The following is a 12133-nucleotide window of genomic DNA, read 5'->3' as shown; positions in this document are numbered from 1 at the left end:
CCGGCGGCGGGGGCGGATGTTAAAAGAGACCCCCCCCCGGCCCCGCCACAGGGGATGGCGGGGCAGCTCGGGATTAGTGGAGCGTCGGCCGCGCCCTGCCGCCGAGATAGGCGAGAAGGCCGTAAGCCTGCCCACGCGAAAAGCCGGCGTCTACGAAGCGGCTGATATCTTCCGCGCCGATGTCGCGCGGGTGATGGCGCGCGCGGGAGGCGAAGCGGCGCAAGCTTTCCAGGCGATTGTCGGCCAATGGGCGGGCAAGGCGAATGCCCAGCGCCCATTCGACGAAGCGCCCGAAGCGTCCGCGATGATCGATTTCCCGCGACGCATCGACCCGCTCGGCGAAATCGATCACGCGCAGTTCGGTGGAGGAAAAGCTGCCGGCGTCGGCTGCGCTGCCGCCACGGGTCTCGCCTGCCAGCGAAGAAAAATCGAGATAAGCCATGCGGTGCGTCCTGGAGAGAATGTAACAGATCGGTACGGCGTATGATTTGCACGTACTGATCGGTTACATTCTCGTCAAGGGTCGCGCTTCGGTGGCGTCGAAAGATATTCTGTCAGCCCCGCGAAAAAAAACGCACCACTGGTCGAGACCAGCGGTGCGAAGTTGGTTGGGGGTTGGGGAGAGAGTCGCGATCTTCCGATGGGCGGGCGGCGAACCGCCCGCCCGGAAATCGCAGGTCAGAAGTCGAACTGTGCCCGGACGGCGACGCTGTCGAAGCCGTAGGTGCGCTGATCGACCGGCTTGGTCGAGGTCGGATTGGCTGCAGCTGCTGCCGGACCGCCCTTGACCTCGGTGCGGATGTACTGGGCGATAAAGCGCACATAATCCGAGGGGATCCAGGTCAGGCCGAGCTGATAGCCGGTCTGTTTGCCGCCACGCGACAGGCTGTTGGAAGCGGCAACCGCACCGGTTGCGATGGTGTAGCTGTTCGCTGTCTTCAGCTTGCTCGAGTCGAGGTCAAGATAGTCGTAGCGCAGATTGACCTGCAGTGCGCCCCAGCCGCCCTTGTCGAACGGATTGAGGACTTTGGTGCGATCCCAGGCGCCGTTCTTGTAGCCGCGGGTTTCGCCCGTGATGAAATAGCCCACTTCGCCATAATAGCTCATGAAGCTCGGATCACCGTTCGGGAAAACGATCGAGGTGCCGGTGAACGCATCGAGGCCGGGCTCGAAATCGCCGGCCGCATAGGCATCAACCTTGTTGTACTGCATTTCACCCGCGACGTGCAGCGGACCGAAGATGCCAGCGGCTTCCAGGCCGAAGATCTGATCGCCCTTGGCAGCGAAGTTGCCGGTGTCGACGAAACGTTCGCCGGTGGTCTGCAGGAACGGACGGGCGCGGTAGCGGGCCGTCTGGTTGGTCGACGGCGCCCCGGCCGAGACCGATGCATTGGCGCCATGGTTCGACTGGAACTTACGGTACTGATAGTTCGCGCCGAAGTGCAGCTGGCCACCCATCGCCTTCGGTGCGAAAACGCCGCGCGCCGCCAGGATGTAGCCGTCATTGTCGAGCGAAGCGTCGATCGTGTGGGCCGTGAACGCACCCGCATTGAAACGCATCGTGTTGTCCGAGCTGGCCAGGCCGAACGACACGCCGAGACGGCGCGTATTCGAGAAGGCGTCGTTGAACTGATTGCGCTCGATGAAGCTGACGAAGCGGGAGCTCGAGATCTGCTCGAGACCGTTCATCGTTTCATGGTTACCCATGGTGATCGACCAGGGCTTGCCCTTCGGCTCGTAGGTCATGATCACGTCGCCGAACCCGACGGTCGAGTTGGCGAAATCGGCTTCGAACTTGTAGCCGAAATCACCTGGCAGCTTGCCTTCGACGCCGAGTCGCAGGCGGCGAATACGGCTGTTGAAGCCGAGATTTTTGTTCGGCACGGCCGCGAACGGGCTATCGATAAAAGCCGTGTCGTACATCATGCGGCCACGCAGCTTGAACGAGAAGCCATCGGCTGCCCATTGTGGCGCGCCCTTCCAGCTCGGTTCGGCCTTCGCCTGGCGTGCGCTGAGTGCTTCGACCTGGGCGCTGAGCGCCTGGACCTGAGCCTTCAGGAACTCCATTTCGGCGGCCGCGTCAGGCTTTTCCTCGACGACCTCGACTGCCTCGTCGGCAGCCGGGGTCTGGGCCTGCGCTGCGCTGGCGAATGCCAGCGAGCTTGCCGCGATCAGCAGCAGGTGCAGATGATGTTTCACGTGATATTCCCCCTTCAAATCAGGATGTTGGTTACGCCGGTCGTTACTTGACTTCGGCGGCGTTGAGCGGCGTCAGGCCACGCGCTGCGGCAGCGGCCTTGGCGCGGGTCGCGGTGGGCGCGGCGATCATGCCACGCTTGACCAGATAGCCCTGCGGGCCCCAGGCGGCTTCCTTGGTGAACTCGGTGATGAAGGCCCGGATCGCCGGAATGGCGCGGACGTGCGCGTTCTTCACATAGATGTAGAGCGGGCGGGCGCCCGGATATTTGAACGACGCAATCGAGTCATAGGTCGGGGCGACGCCGTTGATCGAGATGCCCTTCAGCTGCTTCCCATTCTCTTCGAGATAGGAATAGCCGAAGATGCCCACGGTGCCCGGATTGCTCTCGAGCTTCTGGACGATCAGATTATCGTTCTCGCCGGTTTCGACGAACACGCCGTCTTCGCGCATTCCGGTGCATATCGCCTTATGCTTGTTGGAGTCGCTCTTCGCCAGAGCGGCCATCGACGGGTTGACGTTGCAGCCGACGGTCATGATCAGCTCGCCGAAAGCGTCGCGGGTGCCGGAGGTCGGCGGCGGACCGAAGGCGCGGATCGGGGTGGCGGGCAGGCTGGCGTTGACGTCCTTCCAGGTCTTCGCACGGTTCGGCTTGCCGTACGGGGTCTTGGCGAGCGCCTTGTAGACGTCGAGGGCGGTCAGGTTGCTGATTGCCGAACCCTTGGCGGTGGCAAGGGCGATGCCGTCGATGCCGACCTGGATTTCGGTGACTTCCTTGACGCCGTTCGCCTGACAGGCCTTCAACTCGCTGCCCTTGATGCGGCGCGAAGCATTGGCGATGTCGGGGAACTGCTCGCCGACGCCGGAACAGAACAGCTTGATGCCGCCGCCGGTGCCGGTCGATTCGATGACCGGGGGCTTCATGTTCGGGTTGGCGCGCGACAGGCGCTCGGCGACTGCGGTCGCGAACGGATAAACGGTCGAAGAACCCACGGCGCGGATCTGCGAGCGGGCCGAAGCGACGGTCGGGAGGCAGGCCAGGCCAACGGCGGCAAGCGCCAGCGCCTTGTAACGGATGTGCATTATCGTCCCCTTGGTGGAGAGGCGATCGACTCGCCTCGTGACGGGGGAGTCACTAGGTGGGCGCCATGAAGCTATCGTGACGCGAATGTTACAACGGCATGACAGCGGCTTTCGCGGTGCGGAAAATCCTTGAAGGAAACGCTATATTTTCCCGCCTGGTTTCGCTTCGGCCCGCCTCGCACATACAAAAAAGGCGCGGCCGTTTCCGACCGCGCCTTCTGTAACAATTCGAATCGATCGTGGTTGGCGATCAGCCGTAGCGGCCGGTGATATAATCCTGCGTCCGTGGCTCGCGGGGGTTGGTGAAGATGTCGGCGGTGCCGCCATATTCGATCAACTCGCCAAGGTGGAAGAAGGCGGTGCGCTGCGAGATGCGGGCGGCCTGCTGCATATTGTGGGTGACGATCACGATTGCGAAACGACCGCGCAGCTCGGTGATCAGCTCCTCGATCTTTGCGGTCGCGATCGGATCGAGCGCCGAGCAGGGCTCGTCCATCAGGATCACCTCGGGATCGACCGCGATCGCGCGGGCGATGCACAGGCGCTGCTGCTGGCCGCCCGATAGCGCGGTGCCGCTTTCCTGCAGCCGGTCCTTTACCTCGTTCCACAGGCCGGCGCGCTGAAGCGATTTCTCGACGATATGATCCATCGCGCTCTTGTTCTCGGCCAGGCCGTGGATGCGCGGCCCATAGGCGATGTTTTCGTAGATCGACTTCGGGAAGGGATTGGGCTTCTGGAAGACCATGCCGACCCGCGCACGCAGCAGGACGACGTCCATGCCGGATGCATAGATGTCCTCGCCGTCGAGCTCGATATTGCCGACGACGCGGCAGCCGGCGACGGTGTCGTTCATCCGGTTCAGCGTGCGAAGGAACGTCGATTTGCCGCAGCCCGACGGGCCGATGAAGGCAGTGACATTATCCTTGTCGACATCGATCGACACGTTTTTGATGGCCTGTTTCTCGCCATAGAAGACGTTGACGTCGCGCGCCGTCATCTTCAGCGAGGCCGTGATTGCTGCTTCTTGCATGGTCGGGTTTACCACCGTCGTTCAAAATGGTTGCGGAGATAGATAGCGGTCGCGTTCATCGTCATCAGGAAGGCCAGCAGGACGATGATGGCAGCGGAGGTCTTTTCGACGAAGCCGCGGCTGACCTCGTCCGACCACAGGAAGATCTGCACCGGGAGCACGGTGGCCGGCTCGGTGAAGCTGGTCGGCGGTGAGGAGATGAAGGCGCGCATGCCGATCATGATCAGCGGCGCGGTCTCGCCCAGCGCGCGGGCCATGCCGATGATCGCGCCGGTCAACACGCCGGGCATCGCCAGTGGCAGGACATGGTGGAACACCACCTGCACCCGGGAGGCGCCCATCGCCAGCGCGGCATCGCGGATCGACGGCGGCACCGCCTTGATCGCGTTGCGCGAGGCTATGACGATGACCGGCATCGTCATCAGCGCCAGGGTCAGGCCGCCGACGATCGGAGCCGAGCGCGGCATGTTGAAGAAGTTCAGGAACACCGCCAGGCCGAGCAGGCCGAAGATGATCGAAGGCACCGCCGCCAGATTGTTGATCGAGACTTCGATCAGGTCGGTCCAGCGGTTACGCGGGGCATATTCCTCCAGATAGACGGCCGAAAGCATGCCGATCGGGAAGGCGAGGATGGCGGTGATCGCCATCGTCAGCAAGGTGCCCTTGAACGCGCCCCAGATGCCGACGACGGTCGGGTCGGTCGAATCCGACGCGGTCAGGAAGGTCATGCTCAGGCTTGTCTGCACCCGGTCCTGGGCTTTCAGGGCGGCCAGCTGCCGGTCGGCTTCGGGTTCGTCGGCGCCCTTGGCTGCCTGATCGATATCGACCGACGCGGGAACCCACACTTCCGCCTTCCGCGTGAGCAGCGACGGATCGTCCTGAAGCGCGGAGCGCAGCGAGAGCCAGGCTCCATCGGAGAGCAGGGAAGGGCCCTCTTCACCGAGCGTGGCCGTGGCGGACGTTATGACCAGGCTTTCCAGATCGATAGCCGCCATCGCATCGTCGGCGCCTTTGCCGCTCAACTGGGCTGGCGTGACGCCGGCAGCGGCGCTCGGGAAGTCGACGGCCAGCCGGATCTCGGTTTGGGTGAACCCGCCGACCCCCTGGAACAGCATCGTCCCGAGCAGGAAGGCAAGGAAGCCTCCCGACAGCGCGACGGCGAAGAAGCCGAGAAAGCGGAAGCGGCGTTCGGACGCGTAGCGGCGGGCGACCCGGCGCTGCATCGCGTCGGACTTCCAGCCATTGATGTCGATCGTCATCGGCGATTGCTCGCCGGGCGTTGCGGCGATGTCACTCATAAGCTTCCCGATATTTCTTCACCACGCGCAGGGCGATGATGTTGAGGATGAGGGTAACGATCAGCAGCGTCAGGCCGAGCGCGAAGGCCGCCAGTGTCTTGGGGCTGTCGAACTCCTGATCGCCGGTGAGCAGCTGGACGATCTGGGTCGTCACCGTGGTCACGCTCGCGAAGGGGTTCGCGGTCAGGTTGGCGGCGAGGCCGGCGGCCATCACCACGATCATCGTCTCGCCGATCGCGCGGCTGACGGCGAGCAGGACGCCGCCGACGACACCCGGCAGGGCGGCGGGCACGAGTACGCGCCGGATCGTCTCGGACGGCGTCGCGCCGAGTGCGAAGGAGCCGTCGCGCATCGCCTGTGGCACCGCCGCAAGCGAGTCATCGGCCATCGAGGAGACGAAGGGGATGATCATCACCCCCATCACCAGGCCGGCCGCCAGCGCCGATTCCGACGAAGCGCCGGGGATGTGCGCCCAGGCGGCAAAGTCGCGGATCGCCGGAGCGACGGTCAGCGCGGCGAAATAGCCGTAGACGACGGTCGGCACGCCCGCGAGCATTTCCAGCGCCGGCTTCATCCACTTGCGGAGGCGCGGCTTGGCATATTGGGTCAGGTAGATCGCGCTCATCAGGCCGAGCGGGATTGCGACGATCATCGCGATGATCGCGCCGATGAAGATCGTGCCCCAGAACAGCGGCACCGCGCCGAACGATCCCGACGATCCGACCTGATCGGCGCGGAGCGCGGTCTGCGGGCTCCATTCGAGGCCGAACAGGAACTCGAAGGGCGAAACCTTCTGAAAGAAGAGCAGCGATTCGAAGAGCAGCGAGATGACGATGCCGAACGTCGTGAAGATCGCGATCAGCGAGGCGCCGATCAGGCCGAGCATCACGACCCGCTCGACGCGGTTGCGGGCGCGGAAGTCACGGCGCAGCCGGGTGAAGGCATAGCCGCCGCCTGCTATGGCGAGCAGGCCCGCGGCGATCCCGCCAAGCATGCCATATTGCTCGGAAGCGATGCGGTAGACCGGAGCGAGTTGCTCGGCGGCGGGGTTGAAGCTGGCTTCGACCGATCCATCGACCAGGCCGCGGACCTCGCTGAGCACCGCGTCGCGTTCGATCCCCGGCGGGGGCAGCTGGGAAGCGGCGGGCGCCGAGAGAACCGACTGGGTCACGAGGTTCGGGGCAACGAAGCTCCAGACCACGAGAAAGAGCATGGCCGGCAGAATCACCCACAACAGCATATGGGCGCCATGGTAATTGGGGCGTGAGTGCAGGCGTTCGCCGGCAGCGGGAGCGAAGCGGCTTGCGCGCGTCCTTCCCAGCGAAAAGGCCACTGCGCCCAGCGCCAGCACCATCACAGCAATCATCATGAATGACATAGATTTCTCTTTACGGAGACGCGGAGCATCGCGGCCTGGCGATCAGAAGCGCAATCATGATCAACGTCGCTTCGAGATGAAACTGAACGGCGAATCTGATCCCCCTGCCCGATCACAGGCAAGGGCGTATTGGAGGGCAAGCGTTACGCTTTGTAGTCCCTTTTGTTACAGGAATATGACAGCGGTTCGGGGGCGTGCCCGAAACGGGTCCGTCAGGCCGCGGGCCGACTCGAATTCGGCTAGTCGCCCAGCGGCACGCGGAGTTCGCAACGGGTGCCCCGATCGGTCGTCGTCGCGCTGGTCACGGTGAACTCGGCGGACAGATTGCGGGCGAGGACATCGATCAGTTTCGAGCCGGTGCCAGTGTTGCGGTCCGATTTGTTGCCGGTGCCGTCATCTTCGATCGTGATGAGCGCGTCGTTGCCGTCCGGGCGCAGCCAGACCGCGACAGCGCCAAGACCATCGGGAAAGGCGTGCTTCGCGGCGTTGGTAAGGCATTCGTTGACGATCAGCGCGATGGCGACCGCAACTTGTGCCGGAACCTGCACCGGTTCCGCGTCAAAGCTCAGTGCAACCCCGGCGGGAAGCATCCCTTCCTGGATACGGTCGCAAATTTCGCGCAGATGCTCGTGGAGCAGCACGGTCGACAGATCGGCGCTGCTGAGCGCAAGATTGCTATAGGCCGCGGCGAGTGACTGTAGCCGCCCGGCGGCGAGCTGAAGTTCATCACGTAGGCGGGGGTCGTCCTGACCCGACGCGCGCGAGAGCAGCAGCGACGCCGCAATCTGGAAATTGTTGCGGGTCCGGTGATCGACTTCCTTCAGCGCCAGCGACAGCAGTTCGACGTGGCGCTCCTGCTCCTCCTGGAGCCGGATCGACGTCGCGCGGAAGGCGGCGACCACCCACACCGTCAGCGCGACCGAAGCGGTCGCCACGAACAGGCCGATCGCATCGGGCACGGTGATCACAAAGCTGCGCTTGACCGGGATCACGAAGTACCAGGCCAGCAGCTGACAGGCGGCGGTGGCGATCAGCCCCGAGCGTGCGCCGGCGACGAGGCTGGCGAAGATCGCGGCCGGAAAGACGAAGGCATAGACGATGACGCCGGGTGTGAAGGAGTCGACGATCGCGCGGCAAATAACTGCGAGGCCGACCGCCGCCGCCGCTACGACGACATCGGTCGAGACATCAGGTTTCCGCCCCGCAAGCCGGTGCGGCAGATCGAGAATTACTGAAATCGTCCCTGCTCCACTTTCGTCCGGCAGGCCAGAGGCTAGCCGGACATGCCGCGTGCCCAATCGCGGCGCCGTCATGTTATCCTGCTATGGCGCCGCGGGGAAGCCATTCCGACAGCATCCGATTCCGGCGGTCAGCGCGCGATCAATCCAGCCTTGTGGAGATGGGCCATCGCCTTGTCGCGCAGGTCGGTCGCATAGCCCAGTTGTTCGAAATAGCTCTGGGGATCGGCGGCGATATTGGGCCGGTTGATCTTGAGCTGAGCCCAGGCCGCCCGTGCGCGGGTATAATCGCCGATCATCGCATAGCCCGTCGCGCTGATCAGGTAGAAACGGCCATGGCGGCCCACCACCGGTGGCGCCATCTGCGCCAGCGCCTCGCGCGCCATCACGTGATCGTCGCGGCCGATGGCGAGCAGGAGGAGCGGCGCGTAGAATCGGCCCTCGGGGTTATCGTCGAGCGCGATCGCCCGCCGGATCATGCTTTCCGCGCGGATATCCTGACAGTCGAGCAAATACAGGCCGACATCGGCGAGCAGGGCGGGGTCATAGGGCTGAAGCTGGCTGGCGCGCATCGCGAAGCTTATCGCCTGGGGACAGGCCTTGCGGATAACCGCAACGCGGGCGCGGGCCGCCAGCGCCCAGGGATCCTGTGGATTGATCGATGTCGCGATATAGGCGTGTCGTCGCGCCGTTTGCAGCTGCGCGGCGCGATCGCGCGGATCGACGTCGGTCGTGACGATGCGTTCGATCGTCAGCTGCGCTGCGGCAGCCTGTAATCCCGCGTCCTCCGGATTCCGCTTCAGACTGTTTTCGACGCAGGTGCTGGCATGGTCGCGTTCCGTGTCGGTGCGGTCCTTGCGATAGCGATGGTAGAGCAGGAGGCAGCTGTAGTCCGCCGCCTCCCGCCCGTCATTCTCCTGGAGCTCATGGGTCGCGAGCAGGCCGTTGACGCGTCCGATCGACGCGATGGCCGGCGCAAGCCGGCGGTCGAGCTCCGCGGCGTCGATTTCGCCCGCGGGCGGAAGGCTGATGTCTCCGGACCACAGCAGCCGATCTGGCGACATCCGTGACAGTCTCAGGAAGAGGCGTGGACTGGCGCCGTCGATCATGTCGGTGCTGAGCCGGTAACGCGCCGGAGCGGCCTGCAAATCGCGGGAGCCGGAACGGCGCAACACACGCAGATCATAGACGCTGCTGCGGCCAAGGCCGTTGAGCAGGGTCGCCCGCACGACATCGCCGAGCTGGCTGCCGCGCGCCATTTCCGAGCCGGCGAGTTCGAGGATCGGCCGCGCCTGACCGGCGCTGGGCGAGCTTGTCCGCATTGGCACGAAACTGAACAGCGCCGCCGCCACAAGGAGGACCAGCATGAGCAGCATCGCGACCTGCCAGCCAAAAGCCAGCGGCCGTTCCGGCAGCATCGAATCCAGGGCGATGCCGACGCCGGCCTCGGGCGCGCTGACCGCTGGTTGAAGCGCCACGCGGTAACGGCCACTGGGTATGGTGAGGCGAAGGCCGCCGGCCGGCGCTGTGAGATTATAATAGCTGTCGAGCATGCGACGGAGCCGCCCGACCTGGACGCGGGGATAGCTGTCGGCCCTGGCGTCATAGTCGGGCGCGCGGCCCAGACCGTCGACCGCGACCGAATAGGCCTTGAGCTGGTCGCCCCGTCCTGCCGCGGTCTCTCCGACCAGGAAGGACAGCAGCCGCTTCATGATCGGGGCCCGTGCGAAATCGGGCGACGCGATTACCGTCTGCAGCTCTTCGCGCATCCGATCGGCATCGTTGGCGGCGGCGCGCGCGCCCGGCTGCGGCGCCCCGGCCTCGGTGCGATCGATCGCGACGTCGCTGGTCTCGCTCATGTCGATGACCAAAGGTAGCGTGAAATCGCACGGGTGTCACCGCTGATTTGCGCGGCTCGATTACATGCTTTGTAACGGTAACAGACACGGATAGTCACTGCCCGCCGGGCAATTCCTCCCGCACCAAGGTCCGGCGCTGGCTACGGAACCTCCGGGGCAGCGCGCGCCGCGATGTGATAAGGCGGGTATCCTACCCCCAACAGGATGCCGGCCCGGCATAACGGGCGAAAATCGGCCGATCGTTCGCATGGCCCCCACCAGCGAACGGTCGGCCTTTTCATATCCTGTCGCGAAGACCATGCACGATGCGCGCCGTCGCGCGTTGATTGAAGTCCTTCGTCCTGCGAAACCGCGCGGCGCATGGTGGCGAACAGGAGGTCGGGAAGCATGGCGGACAGCATAGCCTATAAGATTTTGACGGCGGACCAATGGACCGAACTCGAAGATGGAAGCTTTGACGGCGCGCCGGTCGACCGGACCGACGGCTATATCCATTTGTCGACCGCGACGCAGGCCGACGAGACCCTGATCCGCCATTTCGCCGGGCAGGGCGATCTGGTGATCGCGGCGGTAGACCTCGAAGCGCTGGGCGATGCCGTGCGCTGGGAGCCGTCGCGCGGCGGCGCGCTCTTTCCGCACGTCTATGGGCGACTGACGCTGGATGTCGTGATCGCTTATGGCCCGGTCGAGCGCGAGCCCGATGGATCGCTGAAGTTGCCCGTCGCCGGATAAGCGCAGGCAACTTGCGGGCGCTGTCGTCGTTATCGCTCCGCAGGCCAGTCAGGGAGACAATGGATGCGCTATCCCGTCGATACACTGGTCTTCGTTCCGGACGACGTCGATCTGTCGCGGTCACCGCTTGCCGGGCATTTCGATGCCCCGACCTATGTGCTCGGCGCGTTCAACCCGGGGCTCACTCGTCTGCCCAACGGCAATCTGCTGATGATGGTACGGGTGGCCGAAGCGCTGTGCCATCCGATTCGTGACGCCCATGTCCATGCGATCCGCTGGAACGACGAGGGCGGGGCGCCCGCCTATGTCCTCGACGCCTGGCCGCTCGAACATGCCGATACCGCCGATCCGCGCAAGTTCATGCTGACGGGCGGCGGGTGGAAGGTGATGGCGCTGACCTCCTTGTCCTGGCTGCTGCCGGTCGAGATGAGCCCCGATGGGCTGCGCAAGGTCGCCATCCATTATGACAAGGCGATTGCGCCGACGCACAGTTTCCAATGCTATGGGATCGAGGATGCTCGCATCTCACGAGTTGGCGACCGCTACCTGATGACGACCTGCTCGGTCAGTCCCGAGCGCCATTCGACGACGCTCTACAGTTCGGATAACGGCCTCGACTGGCGCTTCGAAGGGATCGTCCTCGATCATCAGAACAAGGACATGCTTATCTTCGAAGGCCTGATTGATGGGCAATATTGGGCGCAGACCCGCCCGCTCGGCGATCTCTATTTCGCCTATCCGCCCGGCAGCGAGTGGCGCGCGGGCCCTTCGATCAACCTCGCCACCTCGCCCGACGCGCTTCATTGGAAACCGCATGTCAGGCCCAGCATTCGCCCGCATGCGAGCACCGTGGCGACCGCGCGCATCGGTGGGGGCACGCCGCCTGTTCTCACCGACGCGGGATGGCTCACGCTGTGGCATGGGGTCGAGCCCAACGGGATCGTTGGCATTTATCGCACCTATTGGTCGATCATGGATCGCGACGACCCGACAAAGATATTGCGCACCGACCATGCGCCGCTGATCGAGGCAAGTCCGCAGCTAACGCAGCCGATCGAACATCAGGTCTATATCCGTGATGTCGTCTTCACGACCGGCATCGCCGATGGTGGCGATCATTATATAGTCGTGTCAGGCGAAGGCGATCTGGCCTGCCGCCTTACGCACATTCCCAAAACATTGTTCTCCGAATGACTATATACGCCACGCACTATTTGCTGCATTGCGGTAATAACGGCCCGGAAATGGCTTGATGAAACAGCCTGATTTATCGAATATAAAGCGATATTTCTGCTAATTTTGTTTCGGATAACGCCGA

At 64.0% G+C, this 12133-nt stretch carries 10 protein-coding genes; 2 read left to right on the top strand and 8 right to left on the bottom strand.

Annotated elements, in window-relative coordinates; translation table 11 throughout:
• Nucleotides 1-73: 73 nt before the first annotated feature.
• From WP12_RS05050 to WP12_RS05015, 8 genes are all read right to left on the bottom strand, one after another.
• A complete protein-coding gene (locus WP12_RS05050; RefSeq protein WP_046192662.1) occupies nucleotides 74-442 on the bottom strand; it encodes a hypothetical protein in 369 nt (122 codons plus the stop codon).
• Nucleotides 443-678: 236 nt separating this feature from the next.
• A complete protein-coding gene (locus WP12_RS05045) occupies nucleotides 679-2199 on the bottom strand; it encodes an OprO/OprP family phosphate-selective porin (RefSeq protein WP_152663899.1) in 1521 nt (506 codons plus the stop codon).
• A gap of 43 nt (nucleotides 2200-2242) precedes the next feature.
• Complete coding sequence (locus tag WP12_RS05040; RefSeq protein WP_052730225.1) at nucleotides 2243-3280, bottom strand: substrate-binding domain-containing protein; 1038 nt, start codon at nucleotides 3278-3280, stop codon at nucleotides 2243-2245.
• 250 nt (nucleotides 3281-3530) lie between these two features.
• Nucleotides 3531-4310, bottom strand: coding sequence for a phosphate ABC transporter ATP-binding protein PstB (gene pstB, locus WP12_RS05035; protein WP_046192660.1), 780 nt, complete (start codon nucleotides 4308-4310; stop codon nucleotides 3531-3533).
• 8 nt (nucleotides 4311-4318) lie between these two features.
• Entirely contained in the window at nucleotides 4319-5608 is a 1290-nt protein-coding gene (gene pstA, locus WP12_RS05030; protein ID WP_046192659.1) for a phosphate ABC transporter permease PstA, read from the bottom strand.
• Nucleotides 5601-6986, bottom strand: coding sequence for a phosphate ABC transporter permease subunit PstC (gene pstC / locus WP12_RS05025; protein WP_046192658.1), 1386 nt, complete (start codon nucleotides 6984-6986; stop codon nucleotides 5601-5603). The genes pstA and pstC overlap by 8 nt, the downstream gene beginning before the upstream one ends.
• A 239-nt stretch (nucleotides 6987-7225) precedes the next feature.
• Nucleotides 7226-8299 carry a sensor histidine kinase gene (locus tag WP12_RS05020; protein WP_084690967.1) on the bottom strand — a complete coding sequence of 358 codons (1074 nt, stop codon included), beginning with the start codon at nucleotides 8297-8299 and terminating at the stop codon, nucleotides 7226-7228.
• 56 nt (nucleotides 8300-8355) lie between these two features.
• Nucleotides 8356-10083: a hypothetical protein gene (locus WP12_RS05015; protein ID WP_046192675.1), complete on the bottom strand. Its 1728-nt coding sequence runs from the start codon at nucleotides 10081-10083 to the stop codon at nucleotides 8356-8358.
• Between the two features lie 387 nt (nucleotides 10084-10470).
• Between WP12_RS05015 and WP12_RS05010 the strand changes: the two genes are divergently transcribed.
• Together WP12_RS05010 and WP12_RS05005 are read left to right on the top strand one after the other, a co-directional pair.
• Complete coding sequence (locus WP12_RS05010) at nucleotides 10471-10815, top strand: DUF952 domain-containing protein (RefSeq protein ID WP_046192657.1); 345 nt, start codon at nucleotides 10471-10473, stop codon at nucleotides 10813-10815.
• A gap of 63 nt (nucleotides 10816-10878) precedes the next feature.
• Nucleotides 10879-12009 carry a glycosidase gene (locus WP12_RS05005; protein ID WP_046192656.1) on the top strand — a complete coding sequence of 377 codons (1131 nt, stop codon included), beginning with the start codon at nucleotides 10879-10881 and terminating at the stop codon, nucleotides 12007-12009.
• The last annotated feature ends 124 nt before the right edge of the window (nucleotides 12010-12133 follow it).

This window comes from Sphingomonas sp. SRS2, assembly GCF_000971055.1.
Lineage (GTDB): Bacteria > Pseudomonadota > Alphaproteobacteria > Sphingomonadales > Sphingomonadaceae > Rhizorhabdus.
This window is presented reverse-complemented; position numbering and strand designations above follow the sequence as displayed.

What these genes read in the sequence shown, in the direction of transcription:
- pstB (WP_046192660.1), bottom strand. Translation starts at nt 4,310, where the DNA reads ATGCAAGAAGCAGCAATCACGGCCTCGCTGAAGATGACGGCGCGCGAC.
- WP12_RS05040 (WP_052730225.1), bottom strand. Translation starts at nt 3,280, where the DNA reads ATGCACATCCGTTACAAGGCGCTGGCGCTTGCCGCCGTTGGCCTGGCC.
- pstA (WP_046192659.1), bottom strand. Translation starts at nt 5,608, where the DNA reads ATGAGTGACATCGCCGCAACGCCCGGCGAGCAATCGCCGATGACGATC.
- WP12_RS05005 (WP_046192656.1), top strand. Translation starts at nt 10,879, where the DNA reads ATGCGCTATCCCGTCGATACACTGGTCTTCGTTCCGGACGACGTCGAT.
- WP12_RS05010 (WP_046192657.1), top strand. Translation starts at nt 10,471, where the DNA reads ATGGCGGACAGCATAGCCTATAAGATTTTGACGGCGGACCAATGGACC.
- WP12_RS05050 (WP_046192662.1), bottom strand. Translation starts at nt 442, where the DNA reads ATGGCTTATCTCGATTTTTCTTCGCTGGCAGGCGAGACCCGTGGCGGC.
- WP12_RS05015 (WP_046192675.1), bottom strand. Translation starts at nt 10,083, where the DNA reads ATGAGCGAGACCAGCGACGTCGCGATCGATCGCACCGAGGCCGGGGCG.
- pstC (WP_046192658.1), bottom strand. Translation starts at nt 6,986, where the DNA reads ATGTCATTCATGATGATTGCTGTGATGGTGCTGGCGCTGGGCGCAGTG.
- WP12_RS05020 (WP_084690967.1), bottom strand. Translation starts at nt 8,299, where the DNA reads ATGACGGCGCCGCGATTGGGCACGCGGCATGTCCGGCTAGCCTCTGGC.